This is a genomic window from Paenibacillus sp. MDV22-iso6 (genome assembly GCF_058408365.1).
The window spans coordinates 1,298,764-1,321,185 of the sequence record NZ_JBZVDZ010000001.1 but is presented as its reverse complement, the minus strand read 5'-3'; the positions used below and the strand labels follow the sequence as shown (position 1 = coordinate 1,321,185).

The following is a 22,422-nucleotide window of genomic DNA, read 5'->3' as shown; positions in this document are numbered from 1 at the left end:
TATGCATTATCTAATTTCTGTTGTTGGTCTGGTTATTGTTCTATTACTAGCCTGGCTTGCGAGTAATAATAAACGGAAAATCAAATATCGTCCAATCATCATAATGATTGTTATTCAGTTAGGTTTGGGATTAATTATACTAAAAACGAGTATAGGCGAATTCTTAATTAAAGGGTTTGCCGATAGTTTTTCGAAATTACTTGGATATGCCAACGAAGGAACGAACTTTGTTTTTGGTGGGATTGCCAATGAAGGAGCTCATACCTTTTTCCTGTTTGTGTTGATGCCAATTGTTTTTATGTCAGCATTAATAGGAATCCTGCAACATTACAAAATACTGCCGTTCATTATCAAGTATATTGGTCTGGTGCTAAGTAAAGTAAATGGCATGGGGAAATTGGAATCTTATAATGCGGTTGCAGCCGCAATTGTAGGACAGAATGAAGTATTTATTTCTGTGAAAAATCAGCTTGGATTATTGCCAAAACATCGCTTGTATACATTATGTGCATCTGCAATGTCGACGGTATCGATGTCCATTGTTGGTTCATATATGACGATGCTGGAACCTAAATATGTAGTAGCTGCATTAATTTTAAACCTATTTGGCGGCTTTATCATTACATCCATCATTAATCCGTATGAAGTTACAGCAGAAGAAGATATCGTTGAAGTTAAGGAAGAGGGCAAACAAACGTTTTTTGAAATGCTGGGCGAATATATTATGGATGGATTTAAAGTAGCCATCGTAGTTGGGGTAATGTTAGTTGGTTTTGTTGGAATCATTGCTTTAATTAACGGGGTCTTTAGTGGCATATTTGGAATATCATTTCAGGGAGTTCTAGGGTATGTCTTTGCACCAATTGCCTTTATGATCGGTGTGCCATGGCATGAAGCGGTTCATGCGGGGAGTATCATGGCAACGAAGCTGGTTGCGAATGAATTTGTTGCCATGCTAGACTTTGTTAAGATTCAAGACGGTTTAAGTGGCCGTACTACAGCTATTGTTTCCGTTTTTCTAATCTCATTTGCTAACTTTGGGTCCATTGGTACTATCGTGGGTGCAGTAAAAGGGCTGAATGAAAAACAGGGGAATATTGTTGCTCGCTTTGGATTGAAGCTGTTATATGGCGCAACACTTGTAAGCGTTTTATCCGCTATAATTATCGGAATTATATTTTAGTTGAATCATTTCTATTTTGAATACCATTGAACTCGAAATGGAGCTGTTCCAAAAAGACAGTTGATGTCAGAGGGACATAAAAATTATCACATTAAAAGTCGCTAATTTTAGCGGCTTTTTTTTCGTCTGTTTGCTCATATTCGGGACGACGAACCGGTTGCTGTCTATATAGTCATGAGCGGTCAGACCGGGGTTTTCAGCCTGAACTGTACATTGAATAATTACAGACTGTCAGTCCAATACGTCCGATCGAGGGAATCGGCTCACTCACCGATCAACACATTAAATTTAAGAAAGTATATATTGACAGCGGAAAAAATGTGTATTACATTTAACTCCATACTTTTTAAACTTTTATATTTAAAAAGTATATTTGAATGAAAATAGGTACCATATGTTGGTTATTCTTTACTTCACAATGGGTTAGATCAGCGTCTGCGGAAGTTACATATTTAGCATACATATTCAATATTTGATTTAGGGAGGACAATTTAGATGGCTTTATTATTCAAAAATCGGGGCGCTCTGCTGCTTCTGATGTTTAACCTATTTTTAGTTTTTGCTGGTATCGGTCTGGTCATACCAGTGATACCGCAATATATTACTATTTTAGATATTAACGGTACGATTGCTGGGATGCTTACTGCTTCCTTTGCATTTACACAGTTGATTTTCTCACCACTGGCGGGACGATTATCCGATTCCTTAGGACGCAAGCGAATGATTGTCGCCGGCATGCTAGTTTTCGCCTGTGCCGAGGTGATATTTGGGTTAGCTGACTCAGCTCTGCTGCTTTTTGTATCCCGGATGATGGGTGGCGTTAGTGGAGCACTCATCATGCCAACGGTTATGGCTTATGTGGCGGATGTAACCTCCGAGGAAGATCGTGCGAAGGGAATGGGATTCATTAATGCCTCGATCTCGACAGGCTACATCATTGGCCCCGGCATCGGGGGCTATATTGCCGAATTCGGCATTCGTGTTCCGTTCTATGCTGCGGGGGTTGCTGGTCTAATCGCTGCGATCCTTACTATGATTGTCCTGCCGGAATCTCTTTCATCCCTTGTAAAGGGTAATGGGAATAGCGACAAAGCAATGCCTAATCTGGAACCCAAAAGAAGTCTAATTCAACAGTTGCGGTTTACATACCGCGAGCCTTATTTTATCAGTTTAATTATTGTGTTCGTCATGTCCTTTGGACTTGCCAACTATGAAGCGGTATACGGTCTGTTCGTTGACCATAAGTTTGGCTTCACACCAAAGGATATTGCCTTCATTTTCACATTCGGCTCTATTGGGGGCGCGTTGATTCAGTTAACCATTTTCGGTTGGATTATAAGCCGTTATGGTGAGAAAACAGTCATTACAGTCTGCTTGATCCTTGCCGGGGTATTTGTTCTGTTGACGTTGTTCGTACACCAATACTGGCTGATCTTCGCCGTCACCTTTGTTGTCTTCTTGTCCATCGATATTTTGCGTCCGGCCATCAGCACTCAAATGTCCATGGTCGCAAAAGAACATCAAGGATATTTGGCTGGACTTAACTCCGCTTTTACCAGCCTTGGCAATATCATCGGGCCGGTAGTAGCTGGACTGATGTTTGATATCAATGTTAACTACCCTTATGTGGTTGCCGGAATCATCCTGATTCTTTGCTTTGGGCTTTCACTGCGCACAGGAATCAAGCGCGTACAGCGTGTACGAACTTAATGAATTGAGCGGACTGTGGAGGATGGTCCAGAGATTAAGATTCGGACATTAAACAAATTATCTCAGATCCCTTTTTGAATTTTAATGATTTTAATCAAATTTCAGATTTAGATACAAATGACTTTTTGCTTACTGCAATTTCGTGTAGGTTCAGCTCATTTTGCCTATACCTCACGATTTATGGTGCCATCCTCGTCGACTAAGGTCCCTAGAATATCAAAAACTAAAGTTTCGATCTCCATACATTGATCTTGTTCGGGAAATAAGCTTAAGCTGAGTTTAAGCCACTTTCAAGTATGTTCACAAAAGGAGGACAATTCAGGGAGTCTGTGGAATAAATATACAAATTTACTGAAATTGGAGGTTGTGAAATGACGTTTCCGACACATATTGTCTCATCAGGTGGAATTGTAGAAGATGGAAATGGAAATATCCTATTAGTAAAAGCCCATGATGATGGTTGGGTGTATCCTGGTGGTATAACTGAAGTTGGAGAAAATCTGATTGATGGTGTGATTCGTGAAATAAAAGAGGAAAGTGGAATTGACGCGGAGGTTAACCATTTAATTAATGTTGTTTCGAATACAGCGATACATAAGTGGTATGACGGTGTGACGGATGTTCCCACAAAGGTTATGTTTGATTTCGTGTGCAAAGCTGTAGGTGGAGAGTTAGCGACTTCTGATGAAACGAGCGAATGTAGTTGGGTTCCAAAGGAAAATGTTCTGGATTGGATTACATTACCCGCCATCCGCATGCGTTATGAAGCATATTTGAACTTTAATGGCTCTGTGAATTATATCGAATACGTCACTGGGAATATGTCAGAATGTGATGTCAAGCTTCAAAAGCGTGTTTAATTGTAAGTGGGTTTGCGTTTAAAAAACTTTGCACTAACGAGTAACGATAGATCAATAAAATCAAGAAGGCAGCTAATCAACGTGATTAGCTGCCAAGAATCATTAAAAAATAATTTAAATTACCTAGTCCTATATCATACTAATTAACCATGTGATTGATGTATTGCTGTGATAATATGTCTAAATGTACTTACAACTGAATAGGCAAACCTATGGAAACGTAGGGACGCAAAGCTACAGGGACTAAAGTTTCAAGTTTTATGACAATGTCAGCCAGTTGCCAAAGAGTATATGATGCTTTTTGTTCTTAGAAGTTTATAAAAGGTGAAGTCTTCATCTTTTAATAGCTTTGCGTGCAATAAAACTACTCTTATGGGTAGTTTTTTTTTGCGCTATTTTAGGTCAGTTGTCATAACTATCATTCATCAGGAGGAAACAATTATGAAAAAAATGATTGCAATCGCTACATCTGCAGCACTACTCGTTGGCCTGTCAAGTGAAGCAGGGTATGCTGCAGGAAGTCAACTATCCAGTGTTTCTAATGCTACTGTGACAAACCAGGCAGGGGATCGTGGCACTATTGTACCCACTGTGGCATCCGTTAAACTGTTTGATTTATACGGAAAAGACATTTTAAATGCTTATAATGATGTCTTTAAAATGAACACTACTCATATTAAGTCAATCACTAATAATGGGGGGAACTACTCAAGTTCCACCATAAATAAGGGGATTGATGGAGATATAAATACACACTGGGAAACAGGTAAACCCAATTCTTCAACATTTACAAATGAGGTCGTACTTCTTTTGGATGAATCGACTACATTAAATAGAATCGTGTACGCAGCTAGACAAACTGGAGCTAAAGGGAAAGGATTCGCTCAAGAGTTTGAGATTTACAGTTCAATGACGGATGCAGGCGATGATTTCACGTTAGTATCCACGGGGGAGTATAAAGGCTCCACAGGTGACGTAGTTGAAATGAAATTTGCGCCAACAGCATTTAAGCGAATCAAGTTTGTCTTCAAGAAGGCAAATCAAGATTGGGCGAGTGCGGCTGAGTTTGCTTTTTATAAAGAAGATGCTCTGTCGGATAAGATGAACAAACTGTTTACGGATAATACATATAGTCAGGTTAGCGGGGAGTTTAACACAGTAGAGAAAATAACTGCTTTGGAAAATGAGGCAAAGTCCCATCCTTTATATTCTCAGTTTAAAGCTCAGCTTGATGTAGCCCAAAAGATCGTGAGCGGTGAACTGCAAACCGCAGGAATGATCATTACAGCTGAACAACATGGCGATATGAAGAAGCATGCGCAGCAAAACTTAAGATTTAGTATGGGCACCAATAACCAGCCTACCGGACTTGTAGCCATGCCGGGCGATACGATTAACGTATATGTGGATGTCGATTCTACTGATAAAGTGCCTTCATTAATCTTTTCGCAGCAAGAAGGTGCTTGGAATAGCTGGGCAAAAGGAGTGCAATTGCGTCTTGGAAAAAATACGATCGTGGTACCTGAAAACCCTACAACCAGTGCTTACGCCCATGATGTAACAAAAGGTGGACCTATCTACATCGTTAATCCTTATACGTCTGAAGAGCAAGGCCAAGCGCCTCGTATTCGTTTTGAAGGTGTAGAACGATTCCCGATGATGACGCAGGACTCTGATCCGGCCGAATTTAAAGCTTTCTTGAACGATTATAAACAAAGATTAGATGCAGATAAAGCAGCCCATCCGAACATTAAAGACCGTGAAATGATCGACGTAGTTGAAATGGTGAGTGATCGTATTATTTTTACAGGTACGGCTACACAAGCCTACAATGAGTTTATTACGAAGAGTCAAAATCCTGTGGCTACCTTAACGGGTTATGATGTATGGATTAATAGATTATTTGATTACTTTGGTCTAGATGGCCGCAGTGAGAACCATGATCCTAGGCTTATTCGAGAGAATATTAGATTAATGCAGCCGTATGGTGCGATGTATGCAGCAGGTGACCATACTGGAATTCAGGCTGAAACCATACCTTTGATGCTACAAGATTTCAGCAAGGTATATCCAGGTTGGGGTTTATCGCATGAGATCGGGCACCGCATGGCTGTAGGTGAACGGGAGTATGGTGAGGTCAGCAATAACATGTTACCTATGTTGATGTCAGTAGAGCGTAATTCCATAGATACACGCATCCCATTTGAATCGGATATTTATAAATATGTTATTCAAGAAAATAAAGTAGCGATGGAACAGCAGGGTCTTTTTGCGAGACTCGGCGCATTCTGGCAATTAGAATTGGCCCATCCAGGGTACTGGGCGGAGTTAAATAGTCTATATCGAGATCGTAAAGTATCCCTTCCTAATGGGGAAAGCTCCAGACAACAATATTTAGTAGAATTCTCGTCAGAAGTATTAGGTCAGGATTTGAGCAGCTTTTTTGCTAGACACGGTTTTACAGTCAATCCCGAGACCAAAGTGAAGGTAAGCAAATACCCGGCGTCCAACAAGTTATGGTATTTAAATAATTCAGTCGTCCACTATGAAGGAACAGGGATCGCTAATAAAAATGTTCCTATCAACATCAATATTAGCTCGAATGCAGCAGCAAAAACGAATACGTTGACCTTTAATATGGATAAAGCCTACAAGGAAGATTTCCTGGGTTATGAAATATACCGGGACAATGTCTTAGTTGGATTTACGGGTACGGACCAATTTGTAGACGCCAATGTCGATATGGCTCAAAACTATACCTATAAGATCATTGGTTATGATAAAAAATTGAATGCGCTGAGCCCGGTAGAGGTTAAGGCATTCAAACCAATGCTATCGGTTGAAGAGCATATTACGCTCAAGCTGAATCAGGCTTTTGATCCAATCAGCTACGTTAAGGCAGCGAATTATCAAGGGAAAGATCTTACCGATACTATCGCTGTAAAATCAAATAACGTGGATATCACGACAAAAGGAAATTATGAGGTTGTCTATGAAATCAAGAATGAAGGAACTACCGAAACCAAAACGGCGCACGTAACCGTAACAAGTGATTATGTGTACGCCTCCGATCTGGATACGGCATCAGCTAGTGTAGGCTGGGGCTCCTTGAAGAAGGACAAGGCACCATCAGGTAGCGCAATTACTTTAGTAAGACAAGGTCTAGCTGCAATGTATACTAAGGGGTTAGGTGTTCATGCCAACTCTGAAGTTGTGTACAACATTGAAGGCAAAGGGTATGACTTTTTCGAAAGTTATATTGGTATCGATCAGGCTGTGAAAGGTAATGCGGCTTCCTCTGCAACGTTCGAAATCTACGTCGACGGGGAACAGAAATTTAGCAGTGATGTGTTCAAATCGAGTACAGAACATGAATTTGTACAGATCCCTGTAACAGACGCAAGAGAAGTGAAGCTCGTCACAACCGATGCGAACCACAATGGAAATACAGCGGATCACACGGTATGGGCAGATGCAAAGTTCCTTGTACTAAATAGTGTGCCAACACTTACGATACCGAAATCGATATCGATGAAAGTAGGACAAACCCTCCAGATCGATGAAAATTATAAAGCCGTGGATGCTGAGGATGGGGATTTAACTTCTAGTGTAGTGGTTACGGGAAGAGAGCAAGTGAATTTCAATCGAGTTGGAGAATATCCAATCACTTACACTGTAGCGGATAGCGATGGTAATGTAGTGACGCAAACACGTACGATCGCTGTCGTTAACATGGAGGATTACAAGTATCTGACAGATGTTGATTGGACTTCTACCCAAAATAGCTATGCTGCTCTGCAAAAGGATATTTCGATTAGTAATCATGCTTTGAGATTAACGGATGAGAATAATCGTGAAGTAATCTATGACAGAGGCATTGGAGCACATTCGAACTCTACGATTGTGTATGATTTAAGCGATAAGAATTATGATTACTTCACGTCCTATGTGGGTGTAGATCGGCAAATGTATGGTTCTGTCGGCTCTGTAAGCTTTGAGGTTTATGTGGATGGAGATAAGAAATTCGACAGTGGAGTTATGAACTCTAGAGATCCGCAAAAATTCATTGAAGTAGACATTAACGGAGCGAAAGAGCTTAAATTAGTCGTGACAGATGGTGGAAATGGCAATGGATCTGACCATGCCACATGGGGAGATACAAAGCTACATTTTGTCAACGCGGCTAGACTATATACTGGAGATCTGGAACAAGTTGTTACAGATGCTAAAGTGATTAATCTTGATGGGTACACAGAGGAGAGTGCTGCGGCGTTCACCGCTAGCTTATCCGCCGCCGAGGAGATCCTGGCTAATAAGGAAGTTAAGCAAGAAGAAGTGGATACAGCACTAGCGGCATTACAGGCAGCAATAGCTGGATTAACCGAAGTTGATTTAACTGCACCGATAGTCATACAAGATGAATATTTAAGAGACTCTATTAAGACAACGCTAGGAATAACGGGAGATCTAACCCTTGGCGATATGCTGAAGTTGACAACACTTAATAGTAAATCTGGAAGAGTTAAATCCCTAGAGGGGTTGCAGTACGCAAATAACTTGGTGACGTTAGATATCACAGGCAATGCAATTACGGATTTCTCGCCATTAAAAGGGTTAACCAAACTCGCTAACTTGTTGGCAAATCGTCAAATCATTGAAGTAGGAGAGCTAACGGGCCCTAGCATTGAAGTCACAAATTTGGTTACAGGAATAGATGGTAATAAAGTGATCCCCTATTCAGCAAGTGTTAGAAACAATAAAACGTTTAAAGAAACACTGATCAATGTGAGCGAATGGGAACAGAGCCCCGACAAGTTCACTATAGATATGTCCAATGAAGAAAAAGGATATTACACCTTTAACTTGGTATACGAGGTAAAAGGTAATCTTATAGGATTGATCTATATGATAAATCACCAATAAACTTTGCATGCATCCATTGAAAACCGCTAATTTAGTGGTTTTTTTTGTTTGAGGAGTCAAGTTCTTGCCCCCAACTGAGGACAAGAACTTGATTCTAATCATTAAACTCAACAAATACACACTGAAAAAATACCCTCAAATGATAGTCTCAATATCCTACAGATCGGTCCTTATATGTCCTTGATGGATGCCGTTTGCGAAATTCTTTCGCGAATGTCTTCTTCAGTTCGTGGGACTAGAAAATCTACCATCATTTCTGCGTTTGCTTGAACTTCCTCGATGAAAGGACGGAAACTCTGATTATATTCTTGGAACGCAAGTTCATAATTCCCATGGTTTTTTTGGAAAGCATCAGCCAAGGCTGCCGCTCCATCTATTGCGAGTGATCCACCCATGCCAGCAGCCGGAGAGGCGCAGTATCCAGCATCACCGACTAGGGCTACCCTGCCTTTTGTCCACGACGGCATTTTCATTTGGCACAGCTTGTCAAAGTAAAAAGTTTTTGAGTTCTTCACTTCTTCCAGCAATTCCGGCGTTCGCCAGCCTAGTCCGGAAAATTGATTCAAAATGATATCCCGCTGCTGTTCCTCGTTTCGGTAGTCGTAAGGGAGTTCCTTCTCCGAAGAAAAGCAGAGCACGATATCGGTTTTATTGTTATAAGAGTTCAGCATGACCGCCTTGCCCGGCTCGTTGTACATCTGTGTCGTATTCTCCCGGATCAACAACTTATCCACGATCGTGATAGAGAAATACGTTTTAAGAAAATGCGAAAATTCCGCTTCCTCGCCGAAGTATAATTTTCTGACGGCCGAATGAATACCATCACAGCCGAATACCAGGTCATACGAGCGCTTTTGTCCTCCTTTGAAAACTACTTCAACGCCATTACTTTCTTCCTTTAATGACGTAATGCTATCTCCGAAAATAAACTCAACGTCATCTTGGACAACCTCGAACATGATATCCAGCAATACATCTCGCTCGATTTCATATTCATCTTCTGCAAGCTGCTCACGGATTTCGACTCTTTCAGTGACATCATCGGAATTTTTGAATTCCATCAATTCCATGTCTATTTTGTTCGACTGGATTTGGTCTAGAAGCCCCATACGTTTCGCGATGTCGGCGGTATTTTCGCGGATATTTACAGGTGTGCCGCCTTTTTTAAGACCTTCAGCGATCTCAACAACGGTCACGTTGTAGCCAAACTGCTTCATCCAATAGGCTGTTGAAATTCCGGCGAAACTCGCCCCGCTAACTAGAATATTTTTTTTCATATTCGTTCCTCCCATGATCCATAATATTTCTAATGATGTTGTATAGAATAAAATAGCTTTGTGAACTGAATATGAATGTAGTTATGCAGAAGCAGCCGCTAAGCGGCTGCTTTTGTTTTTCAACAGCGCGGGGTACCTTCTGAAAAGAAATTTCGATTAGAAAGTATTAATGAAATTATCGGCAATTCCGATAAAAATACCTATGTGGATTATAGAATATTGCTCTGGGCAGGCTAGGTGCAAAGCGATTCATATACAGTTCATAAATGCATTTTAAAATAAGATGACTTCTTGTTAGAAACCTGTTTTACGAAAAGCTGCTTATTGCAGATAAATATGGAGGTAAGATACGTTTGGAATTGTTTGAATTTATTTTGTTGATGCTGGCGGCAGTCTCTTTATCCAATTTAGTAAACCGGTTTATCCCTTCGGTCTCCGTACCTATTATTCAAATTGCGCTGGGGATGTTAATTACTTTGCTGCCCTTGCATTATGAACTGAAATTAAATCCAGAGTTGTTTTTACTTTTATTCATTGCCCCGTTGCTGTTCAATGATGGCAGGCATGCGGATAAAGAAGCGCTTTGGAAGCTGAAGAAACCGATCCTTTTGCTAGCGCTGGGTCTGGTGTTTGTAACGGTAGCAGTAATGGGATATTTTCTGAATTGGCTACTTCCGGTCATCCCGCTGGCGGCAGCCTTCGCATTGGCAGCTGCACTAGCACCTACCGATGCTGTGGCCGTGGGTGCACTGGAGCAGAAAGTGAAGATCCCCCATCAGACGATGCAAATTCTTGAGGGAGAGTCGTTAATAAATGACGCATCAGGGCTGGTCTCCTTTCAATTCGCTGTAGCTGCAATGGTCACAGGTGTATTCTCTTTCAAAACGGCCAGTATCAGTTTTATTGCCATTTCACTTGGCGGTGTGGTGTTAGGCCTTCTGCTTACCTTAGTAAAATATGGTGTGGTGAAGTGGTTGCGCAAATTGGGGATGGAGAATGTCACGCTCCACATGCTGATTGAGATCCTGACTCCTTTTTTGATTTTCATGGCTGCGGAGGAATTAGGGGTCAACGGTATCCTGGCTGTTGTCGCCGCAGGAATCGCCCATTCTTTTGGTTACAAGAAAATGAACCCCGAGTTAGCCAAGCTGAGTGTTGTATCCAAAAGCACCTGGTCGGTCATTATCTTTGTATTGAACGGACTGGTTTTCCTACTACTTGGAACACAGCTTCCTGATATTATCCAGACGATTTGGAGTAACCCGGACATAGGGAATTTTAAAGTCATTATGTACACACTATTATTGACTTTAGCTGTACTCGGGCTGCGTCTCATCTGGGCAATGCTAATGGATAATCCTGAAGGTGCCAAATCGCGCGAACCTTGGCGGCTCCGGTTGAAGAATGCGCTTATCCTCAGTCTATCGGGAGTTCGGGGAACGATTACACTGGCGAGTACCTTGTCACTGCCGTTTTTTCTGAATGATGGAACTGCATTTCCAGCCAGAGATCTGATCATTTTCCTTGCGGCTGGAGTAATCTTGTGGACTCTTCTGGCATCCAACTATCTGTTGCCGCTTTTATTAGGTAAAGAAACACAAACGGAGCAGGAAGAGGACGAAATTCAGGCAAAAATTGAGATTCTGAGGAATGTGGTTACCGGATTAAATGAACTGACCACGGACCAGAACCGGCTTGCGACCGCCCATATTATCAATATGTATACTTCCAGAATCCGAACACTTAGGAAAGATGAAAAGAAAGATAAGACACAGCGGTCCTTGGGTCTGTCTGTCATGAAATGGGAAAGAGAGAATACGTTGCTTGCTCTTGAAAAGAAAGAAGTAAATCCATATACAGCGTACAATTACCTTAAAAGAATTAACCAACTGTTGTTTATGCGTACAAGAGATGTCCGCTATAAAAAAGAGGTTTTTCCCATTAAGCAATGGGTCGAAATGTTCGGGATGCTGAATCCTGCCCGACTAAGCATTCGAGAAAGACGCGCTGAATTGACCAGACTCAAAATTCAAAATATGGCTTATGTCATTGAGCAGCTAAAAGGTCTGCTTTCAGAAGGCGAATCAGATATAGAGGCAGTCAGCTCACTGATCTTGCAATATGAAAGTATACTGCTGCGTATGACCAGAAACGAATCGGACACATACTCCCGACGAGAGTTCGACCTATCGATGCAGGATCTGGGCCGGGTCGGAATTCAACTGGAGCGAGACAACATTCAATCTATGTTTGAGACAGGGCGGATTTCAAGACAGGGCATGAAAGAAATGAAACGTGATATTCTCTTCATGGAGCATGATCTGCGAGAAGAGGCAATGGCTTAGAATTTATGAGAAGAGCATATGGAACAACATGTTAACCCGTTGAAAAACAAGTAACATCTGTGACAAAATATTGTGGAACAAAACCATTAAAGTCGCTATTACAGCGGCTTTTTTGTTGTATCGGCACATGTTCTTGTTCGAAGTCGAGGATGCTGAAAGGGGATTTTACTATTCTATAAGTTCACTAATAACGATCACAAGACAGTTATAAAACGATTCTTTACCAATCGTTCTAGATATGTTATATTGTTGGCGTAGGAGATATAAACGATTACAAAGCAGAGAGTGATGGGGCTCGGTGTAAGATCTTACTACGTAGTTTTATGCCTATATTAGAATGTTCGTTCTCAATATATCAATATGTAGAAGGGATGAATTGAACATGGAGTATCGTGTATTAGGAAATACAGGTCTTAAAGTAAGCAGTTTTGTATTAGGTACAGGCACATTTGGTTTTTGGGGAAATAATACGGAAAAAGAGGCTGCAGTCATGTTGGATGAGGCTTTGGCTGGAGGCATTAACCTGATTGATACGGGGGATGTTTACTCCAGTGGTCAATCCGAAGAGATTCTGGGTAAGCTCCTACAGGGCCGCAGACAGGATGTTATTCTAGCCACAAAAGGCGGAATGCCCATGGGCAGTGGACTTAATCAATCTGGTAACTCGAAGTATTGGATCAAGCGTGCAGTCGAGGGAAGCTTGAGAAGGCTGCAAACGGATCATATCGATGTGTATCAACTGCATCAGCCAGATCTCCATACCGATATTGAAGAGAGTCTTGACGCGTTGACGGATTTGGTTCGTGAAGGGAAGATTCGCTATATCGGTACATCCAATTTTCAAGCATGGCAGGTAACCGAAGCACAATGGGCTAGTGAACGTAAAAATATGGCACGCTTCGTATCTGAGCAAGCCCCTTATTCCATTTTGAATCGGAGTATCGAATTCGATTTGCTTGCCGCGACCGCGAAATATGGAATGGGTGTCCTGGTTTGGAGCCCGCTTTCGGGTGGCTTATTAACTGGAAAATACCGCTCGGGAGAAGCGGCTGCTCCAGATTCAAGAGCAGCGGGATCACTAGGGAAACTTTCGGTTGTTGTCGACCCGAATCGAGAAGAAAATCGTACCAAGTTCGAAGCCGTTGCCAAGCTCCAAACCCTTGCAAATGAAGCAGGATTAACGTTGCCTCATCTTGCCATGGCTTTTACACAAGCTCATTCGTCGATTACCTCTGCAATAGTGGGGGCAAGAACAATTGAGCAACTGCGTGAAACATTAAAAGGCAGCGATATCCGGTTAAACACTGATATCCTGGATGCAATCGACGCCATCGTTCCGCCGGGTGTGACCCTGGATGCTATGGAAAAAGGTTGGACACCGGATTGGCTACAAGCAAACAAACGAAGAATCCAGGCTTAATTCGACATGTCTTATCACTGAGATATGTTCAATTTAACTATCTCAGTTTGCCGAACAATCACTTAATGTATAATGATTATTTGAGGTGATGACGATGGCAAGATCCAAAGAATTTGAAGTTAATGAAGTATTAGATAAAGCAATGCATCTCTTCTGGACACAAGGATATGAGAAAACTTCAATGCAAGACCTGGTTGAGTTTATGGGTATTCATAGAAGAAGTATCTATGATACCTTTGGGGATAAACATGCTTTATTTATGAAAGCTCTGGAACGATATGAAACGAAGCAGACCAGCAGAATGAAGATTCTGATTGAAAAACAACAACCAATCAAACAATTAATCCGTGAGATGTTTGAGTTTACTGTAAGAAACGAAGGAGAACCTCTGGGGTGCTTTTTGGTGAATTCAGGTGTGGAGTTAGGTGTATTAGACACTGAAGTTTCATGCTTCGTGGGTGAGAGTTATGCGCGAACCGAGGAATGTTTGACTAACCTTGTTCTGGAGGGGCAACAAACGGGTGAGATTAATTCTGATCTTGACTCGGTCGTTATTTCTCATTATCTAATGAACGCTTGGCTAGGACTGCGTACGTTGGTTAAGACAACAACAGATCAACAAAAAATAATGAATATTATTGATATGACACTGTCTGCTTTAGATTAAACAGCAAGTTAGATCTAACTGTTTTTTTACACATTAGAGAACGATCATTCTAAAAAAATGTAGGAACCTAAGGAGAGATTATGATGAAATACACAGTGATTACTGGAGCAAGTTCAGGGATTGGATATGAAACGGCATTAGCATTTGCAGCACGTGGAAAAAACTTGATTTTGGTAGCTAGAAGATTGGATAAACTGGAGGAGCTTAAATCAACCATTCAGAGTATAGATCCCCAAGTAAATGTTATTGTTCAGACAAGTGACCTATCTGTTACAGATCAGGCTTATACACTATATAACAATCTGAAGGAATACCAGATTGAGACCTGGATCAACAATGCAGGGCTCGGTGAAGGTTCATCTATAGCAGAACAGAAATTAGATAAAGTTGAAACGATGTTACGAGTGAACATTGAATCCCTGACCATCCTTTCTACACTGTATGTGCGAAATTATGCTGAGGTTGAAGGTACTCAGTTAATTAACGTCTCTTCCGCACTCGGATATGCCATTGCTGTTGGTAGTGTTGCTTATTCTGCATCGAAATATTATGTTAGTGCCTTCACAGAAGGTCTTGCCAAAGAACTGGAACTGAAAGGTGCAAAACTAAAAGCGAAAATCCTGGCACCCGCGATAACGGAAACGGAATTCGTGAAGAGATCCATAGATGCTGAAGAATTTGACTACAAAGCAAACATGCCTAAGTACCACACGGCTAAAGAAATGGCGGGCTTTATGGTGGAACTGTATGATCACAACGAAGTGGTAGGGATCGTAGATCAGAACTATAATTTCAATCTGAGAGGTCCGATCTATCCAGTTATTTCAGAATTATAAATTCAATTCACATAGCTGTGGAATACATCAAAACAGCAGTGAATACCATTGGTGAAATTATGGACTACAACGAAAATCGGTAAGATAGAATTGCCCCGCCCCATCGACTCGCAATGGCACACATGACAGAGAGGATACACCTCTGGGTGGAGTCCAAGATGGTGAACAAGGTCCTGAACTTTATATCTACCTTGTAAAGGAATTAGCTCAATTAGATTTAGCTTTCAACAGAGGAGCTACACTAACATCAAGCGTGAAACGTGGCGTACAACTGAACATTGTACGCCATATTTTTAGTCTAATAGCAGAGGAAGAGGAAGATGATGAGAGCAGCTCAAATACAGAAGTATTCCAAAACCATTCATGTAGAATTAAACCGGATGGACATCCCTCATATCGATAGTCGAGAGGTCCTTGTCAAAGTAAAAGCTGCGGGTGTCAATCCACTGGATATCATGAATATGAACGGCAGCGTTCGGATGATTGCCAACTATAAGTTGCCTTTAACTCTAGGGAATGAACTATCTGGTGTGATTGAAGCTGCTGCCGTGCCGCTTACTTCCTTAACTGCGTATCAAGCGTTACATGATGTACTTCAAGCCAAAACCAATAAAAAGTTGTTTATTCCTGGAGGAACCGGAGGATTCGGTGCGATGGCTATCCCCATTGCCAAGTCCATGGGATTAACGGTTATTACAAGTGGCAGTGAAAGAGGCAGATCACGTACATTATCGATCGGGGCAGATCGATTCATTAATTATAAGGAAGAACATTATGCGGACATCTTGTCCGATATCGATTATGTGATAGACACCTTGGGTGCCGAAGAAATCAAAGCTGAACTGGGTATTCTAAAACCACATGGGAAATTGGTATCCTTGAAAGCTGGCCCTAATTATCGCTTTGCCGTTGATAATGATTTTCCGATGTGGAAAAAAGCATTGTTTGGTCTGGCAGGTGCTCGATTGGATTCTCTAGCGCGTAAGAATCAGAATGAATACCGCTTTTTATTTGTACAAGCCAGTGGAATTCAATTACAAGAGATCACAAGCCTAATAGAAAAAGATGATATTAAGCCATCTATAGACTCAACCTACACGTTTGATGATATCGAAAAGGCATTGAATAAAGTGTCGACGGGTCACTCTCAGGGAAAAGTGATTCTGACCTTCTAAAGGTATTACGAAACCTGAGTCCCGTTACTAAGGTTGATGTTATTAATGAAGATCCCCGTTCTTCTTTAGATATTAAAGAAAGAACGGGGATAGATACATATATGACTTAAACAACTCCAACTTTTTATTGTTATTAATTGACCTGAATTGTTTGAACGTGTTATTTTGACAATAGAATTTAATTGTGTAACTTACAAATGGAAGAATTCCTAAAGGTTTAGAAAAGGCAGTATCGCAGTAAATGGTTCAAAAATGAAATGATAAAATAAAGGTATGGTGACAAAATGGAAAAGCAAAACTTGGACTGGAGTAATCTCGGATTCAATTACAGAAAGACAGAAAAACGATATGTTTCAAATTTTATAGAAGGAAAATGGGATGATGGAATTTTAACAGAGGATACCAATGTAGTGCTCAACGAATCGGCAGGCGTTCTCCAATATGCGCAGACATGCTTTGAAGGTTTAAAAGCCTATACCACCCAAGACGGACAAATTGCTATTTTTCGTCCCGATTTAAATGCACAGCGCATGGAGGATTCCGCTATAAGACTTCATATGCAACCCTTTCCAAAGGATAGGTTTATAGATGCTATTGTCGAGACAGTAAAAGCAAATGCATCATATGTACCACCGTATGGCTCTGGTGCTACACTATACATACGACCTACTCTATTCGGAAGTGGTCCTGTTATTGGGATTAAACCTTCTGAAGAGTATCAGTTTAGAGTATTTACTACACCAGTAGGCCCTTATTTTAAAGGAGGAGCCAAGCCCCTTACCCTCTGTGTTAGTGATTATGATCGTGCTGCGCCTTATGGTACAGGACATATCAAAGCAGGATTGAATTATGCCATGAGTCTTCATGCGCTAAGAACAGCCCAAAAAAATGGATTTGATGAAAATATGTTTTTGGATGCTGCAACCAGAACCAAGGTTGAAGAAACAGGCGGGGCCAATTTTATCTTTATAACCAAAGACAATAAAGTTGTTACACCTAAGTCAGAAAGTATTCTTCCGTCCATCACCAGACGATCTTTAATGGTCGTTGCTGAGAAATATCTCGGCCTTGAAGTTGAGGAAAGGGAAGTTCTTTTCGAAGAGGTAAAAGATTTTGCAGAATGTGGTTTATGTGGAACTGCAGCTGTTATTTCTCCTGTGGGTAAAATAGATGACCATGGTAAAGAAATATATTTCCCAAGTGGTATGTCAGAAATGGGACCTATTTCAAAGAAACTACTAGAAACTCTTACTGGTATCCAGATGGGAGTTCTCCCAGCGCCTGAAGGCTGGATTACAAACATTACTATTGGCGGGGCTTAATGCCCCGCTTTTTTCTATTGAAATGTAAGGGTGCATAGAGGGAAAATGATATCTATTCGATTTCATCCTTTTTTTCGACACGCATAAACGTATGCGAAGGGAATAACCATGTTGAATAAACATTGCCCATGAGATTCATTAAGTTCTCAATCACTATCTAACGATGTATTAAAACTTCATAAATTCCTTCGTTTTTATACCAGAGATTTTTCATATAGATTGTGTATGATGGTCTGATGAAACGAAAATGGAAAAATGTATTCGCTTTACATAACTGGTGCCTCCGCAGAAAGTATTGTAGAGTTGTAGGAGCAATTACGCGATGAAGGTGAGAAATATGGAGATCAATAATATTCTTGTTGTAGACGATGAACCGGAAATTCGAGAAGCTCTCGTTATTTACTTAAAAAGCAATGATGTAGACGTATTTACGGCCTCTAACGGAGTGGAGGCACTGGAGATCCTTGAACAAGAAACGATTCATCTTATTATCATGGACCTCATGATGCCGCAGCTTGATGGAATCAAGACGACATTTAAAATTCGTGAAGATAAAAATATACCAATCATTATGCTCTCCGCCAAATCGGAGGATAGTGACAAGATTTTGGGACTTAATGTTGGAGCTGACGATTATATAACGAAGCCGTTTAATCCCTTGGAACTGATCGCAAGAGTCCGATCCCAGCTGCGCCGGTTTACGAATTTAGGTTCCTTTCACTCCATTGGAGAAGAGATCATTCAAGTCAAAGGACTTGTGCTGAACAAAAGCTCCAAGACTGTTGAAGTGGATGGAGAGGACGTTAGACTGACGGCGAAGGAATACAAAATTTTGGAGTTGTTAATGGAAAACAAGGGCAGAGTTTTCTCGATTGAAGAGATTTATGAGCGCGTGTGGAATGAGCCGGTCTTTGCTTCAGAGAATACGGTTGCCGTACATGTGAGAAACATTCGTGAGAAAATTGAGATCAATCCTAAAGACCCAAAATATTTGAAGGTGGTATGGGGAATTGGATACAAAATCGAGAAAAAGTAAAGAAGATCGAAAGATTGGAATCGACCTTCTTGTCATCATAATCGCAGTTATTATAGGGATCTTTATACTTATAAACGAGTATTTATACCTGGGGTTGAGTCTGAGATTTTCAACTTCACGTTTCATCTGGGAATTGCTTTCCAGTATTATCTTGGGTTTGTTGGTAGCCAGACTGTTTCGTTATTTTAAGGCACCACATAATAAACGTTCCTTCTGGGATGGCAGTGTGTTGATAGATTATTTTCATATTTGGAGAACCGGCTTTAGAGCCAGTCTGCAAAACGGGAGACTAACGTTTGGCCTCATTCTTATGTTTCTGCTGACCGCCTTAGCCGGCATTTGTTTTTGGGAAGCAGTCACATATTACGGACAGGGATGGCTCATTCTTTATTTGTTGCTATTTGTGCTGTTTCTGGTTCCTTATATGCTCTCCAAGCTTGGGCGTTTCATGGCCATCATCAATGGAAGTAAAGAGATTGCCAAAGGGAATATTCAGAACTCAATTCAAGATAATGGAAACGATTCCCTATCTGAACTTGCCGGCTATATTAACAATATGAAAGCCGGGTATCAAAGCGCGTTGGAACATCAAATGAAAAGCGAGCGGTTAAAAACGGAACTGATTACCAACGTATCGCATGATTTGAAGACTCCGCTTACTTCAATTATCAACTATGTCGATTTATTAAAAAAAGAAAATCATCCTTCGGAAACAACCCGAGCCTATATTGAAACGCTGGAACGCAAGGCGCTTCGACTGAAACTATTAATTGAAGACCTGTTCGATATCTCTAAGATGGCCAGCGGTACAATAGAGCTGGATATGGAGTATGTCGATGTGGCAACGTTATTGACACAAGCGATAGCAGAATCAAACACCCATATGGGACAAGCGTCGCTCGAAATTCGGGAGAGGATTGCCAAGTTTCCGATCCATGCGAATTTGGATGGTAATAAAATATGGCGTGTATTCGAAAATTTAATTAGCAACGCACAGAAATATTCGCTTCCAGGAACCCGCATCTATATTTATCTGGACGAGACGGATGATCTGGTAAGGTTCAAAATTCAAAACACCTCTGCCTATGAGATTGATTTTGATGCGGAAGAACTGTTCGAACGTTTCAAAAGAGCAGACGAATCCCGCCAGACAGAAGGCTCGGGACTAGGGCTGGCTATTGTGAAAAGCATCGTTGAGTTGCATGGAGGCAAGATTAAGGCCGAGATTCACGGCGATCAATTCAACGTTATTGTGCATTTACCCAAGAAGGGCTGAATGAATAAAAGATCACCAACATGATACACATGTTGGTGATCTTATTTTTTTGACGAACTAAATTCAAAGGTACTAACTCAATAACCCCCAACGAAAAGCATAGGCAACGACCTGTGTTCGATTTTTTGCACGCAGCTTAGTCATCAAGCTGCTTACGTAATCTCTTACTGTATACTCGCTGAGGAACAACAAGGAAGCGATTTTCTTGTTATCATAACCTTCCGCCAGAAGTTCGAGCACGGTAGACTCCCTTTCTGTTAAAGCGATGGCCATCGTTTTGGCGGTGTTTTCCTTCTCTTTCCTGGATAAAAACAAACCAATTCTCTTTCCCACTTGTTCAAGCAAATCCAGCTCATCCTTTGTGCAATTAAATGATTCTCCCATTTGGTCAAAAGTGACCCAGCCGTACAATTGATGATCGTGGGCAATCGGTATAAAAATAATCGAAGACAGCTGAAATAACTGGATATGCTCGTCCCTTAAATAAGGTTTTGGGTCTTTCAAATAGATCGGTCTTTTAGAGTTGAAGATCAGATTTTGCTCAGTCAATTGTCCTTTCATACTCTGAATTTTCGGAAGTTCTTCGCCAATGACCCCATAGAACTGGTTGGACCAAGGTACATATGCATAGAAGACACAGCGTTTATAATTGAAATACTTCTCACATTTTTTCAGGATAAAGGCGAGATCTGAAGCTCCGGAAGAACTGACTAGGAGTTGGTTTAATTGGTCCAGCAAACGCAGTTTTTTTAATTCTTCATTTTCCTCCGTTTCATGATTACCAGACACCGTATCAGCCCACTTATGAAAGCTATGCATCAGATACGAAAAGACAGATAACAGGAACATGAGCGGGTCCATCATCCGTTGATGTTTCAGTTGTATTAATAGTGTTATTAAAGCTTTTTCCAATATAATTTGAAGCCATTGTAAGCTTGCCATATTTAAAATGGTTAGCTGGGATTGAACCCAGGTATCCAAATAAGAAGAATAATGATTATCCATATGATCCAAGTCTGAATAAGTAAACATCTGAAAAAAGGATCTCATCAGTACTCCCGTTTCGTTCCGATGTGTCTCAGAGATGTTAGCTTCCGAGATCAGGTAAATATTTGTGTTTTCTTCGAGCTGTTTGCTATGCGTTTTGAAAAATAATACAAATTCCTGAAAAGTCATTTCAGTATATGGATGAAAATTTTGAGTCATAATAAGCCGTTCCCTTCAAGTGAAATACCCTACAAATGGGGGGTATACAATCCATTATTACACAGAACTTTATAGGATAGTATTTCAAAATTAAAGGAGTAAGATTGAGGAGTACAAGTTCATGAATCTTACTATGAAGAAATGGAGCGGTTGAATCTTATGAAATTAAATGAAAAAGTAGCTATTGTTACAGGTGGTGCTAGTGGAATTGGTGAAGCCACCGTTCGCCTTTTCGCAAAAGAAGGAGCAAAAGTGGTCATTGCTGACTTCTCTGAACATGGTAAAGAACTAGCTGCCGAACTCAATGGGGAAGGTCATGATACGTTATTTGTCAAAACAGATGTGACTAAAGAAGAAGATATTAAACACATGATTAATGAAACCGTTGAGAAATATGGTAAGTTGGATATTATGTATGCAAATGCAGGGGTTGCCGATGACGAAGCCGCTGATGTATTGTCATATGATAAATGGAAACGAACCATCGATATTAACTTGTCAGGTGTATTTCTTTCCGATAAATATGCTATTGAGCAGTTCCTTAAGCAAGGAAATGGCGGCGTTATTGTTAATGCTGGCTCAATCCACAGCTTTGTTGCATTGCCTAAAACGACAGCTTATGCCTCGGCAAAAGGAGGCGTTAAACTGTTAACTCAGAATTTATGTACTGCTTATGCCAGTAAGGGAATCCGTGTTAACGCCGTATGTCCTGGATACATTGAAACGCCTCTCTTGAAGAACGTAGATGCAAAAAGCAAAGAATATTTAACTTCACTTCACCCACAGGGCAGACTTGGACGACCAGAAGAAGTCGCAAAAGCTGTGTTGTTCTTAGCCAGCGATGATGCTAGTTTCGTGAATGGTACTACCTTGCTTGTTGATGGAGGCTATACCGCACATTAATTCAGGTCAGATAAAAGATAATTTACCTGAAAACCAATTTTCAAATCGAAATAAACCTCTATATCATTGAAGACTTCTTCATTGATGTAGAGGTTTTCTTTTACATACGTCGGAGGCTATAGAAGATTCCTTAATTACCCTTTGACAGAGCATTAAGGTTTGCTGCATACTGACTTTATAAAGTTGTTTTATAAAGAGGGTTACAAAAAGCGCTGGCTACATTAGAAGGATCTACGGAAATACGGGAGGTGAGGGTTATGGTATATATAATTTTAGCAGTTAT

The 22,422-nt window shown here is 40.8% G+C and carries 15 protein-coding genes and 1 riboswitch; of the genes, 13 read left to right on the top strand and 2 right to left on the bottom strand.

Going from position 1 to position 22,422, the window contains the following annotated elements; all coding sequences use genetic code 11:
• Position 1 precedes the first annotated feature (1 nt).
• From AC4PM4_RS05580 to AC4PM4_RS05565, 4 genes are all read left to right on the top strand, one after another.
• The gene (locus AC4PM4_RS05580; protein ID WP_063563670.1) at positions 2 to 1,183 is read left to right on the top strand and encodes a NupC/NupG family nucleoside CNT transporter; all 1,182 of its coding nucleotides are present in this window, start codon (positions 2 to 4) and stop codon (positions 1,181 to 1,183) included.
• Positions 1,184 to 1,678: 495 nt separating this feature from the next.
• Positions 1,679 to 2,893, top strand: a complete 1,215-nt coding sequence (locus AC4PM4_RS05575; RefSeq protein WP_063563671.1) for an MFS transporter — start codon at positions 1,679 to 1,681, stop codon at positions 2,891 to 2,893.
• A 371-nt stretch (positions 2,894 to 3,264) separates the two neighbouring features.
• Positions 3,265 to 3,753 (top strand): NUDIX hydrolase, encoded by a 489-nt coding sequence (locus AC4PM4_RS05570; protein ID WP_079693760.1) that lies wholly within the window; start codon positions 3,265 to 3,267, stop codon positions 3,751 to 3,753.
• Positions 3,754 to 3,946: 193 nt separating this feature from the next.
• Positions 3,947 to 4,038, top strand: a riboswitch (cyclic di-GMP riboswitch).
• Between the two features lie 156 nt (positions 4,039 to 4,194).
• A complete protein-coding gene (locus AC4PM4_RS05565; protein ID WP_491612956.1) occupies positions 4,195 to 8,676 on the top strand; it encodes an NPCBM/NEW2 domain-containing protein in 4,482 nt (1,493 codons plus the stop codon).
• Between the two features lie 170 nt (positions 8,677 to 8,846).
• Here AC4PM4_RS05565 and AC4PM4_RS05560 read toward each other — a convergent pair whose 3' ends face one another.
• Positions 8,847 to 9,953 (bottom strand): FAD-dependent monooxygenase, encoded by a 1,107-nt coding sequence (locus tag AC4PM4_RS05560; protein WP_090806796.1) that lies wholly within the window; start codon positions 9,951 to 9,953, stop codon positions 8,847 to 8,849.
• 353 nt (positions 9,954 to 10,306) lie between these two features.
• Between AC4PM4_RS05560 and AC4PM4_RS05555 the strand changes: the two genes are divergently transcribed.
• The 8 genes from AC4PM4_RS05555 (at position 10,307) to AC4PM4_RS05520 (ending at position 20,030) form a co-directional block, all read left to right on the top strand.
• Positions 10,307 to 12,298, top strand: coding sequence for a Na+/H+ antiporter (locus AC4PM4_RS05555; protein ID WP_090806794.1), 1,992 nt, complete (start codon positions 10,307 to 10,309; stop codon positions 12,296 to 12,298).
• Positions 12,299 to 12,680: 382 nt separating this feature from the next.
• On the top strand, positions 12,681 to 13,718 hold the full coding sequence (locus AC4PM4_RS05550) for an aldo/keto reductase (RefSeq protein WP_090806792.1): 1,038 nt from the start codon (positions 12,681 to 12,683) through the stop codon (positions 13,716 to 13,718).
• 94 nt (positions 13,719 to 13,812) lie between these two features.
• The gene (locus AC4PM4_RS05545) at positions 13,813 to 14,385 is read left to right on the top strand and encodes a TetR/AcrR family transcriptional regulator (protein WP_072733122.1); all 573 of its coding nucleotides are present in this window, start codon (positions 13,813 to 13,815) and stop codon (positions 14,383 to 14,385) included.
• An 83-nt stretch (positions 14,386 to 14,468) separates the two neighbouring features.
• Positions 14,469 to 15,221 (top strand): SDR family NAD(P)-dependent oxidoreductase, encoded by a 753-nt coding sequence (locus AC4PM4_RS05540; RefSeq protein WP_090806790.1) that lies wholly within the window; start codon positions 14,469 to 14,471, stop codon positions 15,219 to 15,221.
• A 323-nt stretch (positions 15,222 to 15,544) separates the two neighbouring features.
• Positions 15,545 to 16,396, top strand: a complete 852-nt coding sequence (locus AC4PM4_RS05535; RefSeq protein WP_491612954.1) for an NADP-dependent oxidoreductase — start codon at positions 15,545 to 15,547, stop codon at positions 16,394 to 16,396.
• 284 nt (positions 16,397 to 16,680) lie between these two features.
• The gene (locus AC4PM4_RS05530) at positions 16,681 to 17,718 is read left to right on the top strand and encodes a branched-chain amino acid aminotransferase (RefSeq protein ID WP_063563680.1); all 1,038 of its coding nucleotides are present in this window, start codon (positions 16,681 to 16,683) and stop codon (positions 17,716 to 17,718) included.
• A 337-nt stretch (positions 17,719 to 18,055) separates the two neighbouring features.
• Positions 18,056 to 18,754 carry a response regulator transcription factor gene (locus AC4PM4_RS05525; protein WP_064640817.1) on the top strand — a complete coding sequence of 233 codons (699 nt, stop codon included), beginning with the start codon at positions 18,056 to 18,058 and terminating at the stop codon, positions 18,752 to 18,754.
• Positions 18,729 to 20,030: a sensor histidine kinase gene (locus AC4PM4_RS05520; RefSeq protein WP_491612953.1), complete on the top strand. Its 1,302-nt coding sequence runs from the start codon at positions 18,729 to 18,731 to the stop codon at positions 20,028 to 20,030. Before AC4PM4_RS05525 ends, AC4PM4_RS05520 begins: the two co-directional genes overlap by 26 nt.
• 72 nt (positions 20,031 to 20,102) lie before the next feature.
• Here AC4PM4_RS05520 and AC4PM4_RS05515 read toward each other — a convergent pair whose 3' ends face one another.
• On the bottom strand, positions 20,103 to 21,062 hold the full coding sequence (locus tag AC4PM4_RS05515) for a LuxR C-terminal-related transcriptional regulator (protein ID WP_256337887.1): 960 nt from the start codon (positions 21,060 to 21,062) through the stop codon (positions 20,103 to 20,105).
• 333 nt (positions 21,063 to 21,395) lie between these two features.
• Between AC4PM4_RS05515 and AC4PM4_RS05510 the strand changes: the two genes are divergently transcribed.
• A complete protein-coding gene (locus AC4PM4_RS05510) occupies positions 21,396 to 22,139 on the top strand; it encodes an SDR family NAD(P)-dependent oxidoreductase (protein WP_064640818.1) in 744 nt (247 codons plus the stop codon).
• Positions 22,140 to 22,422 lie beyond the last annotated feature (283 nt).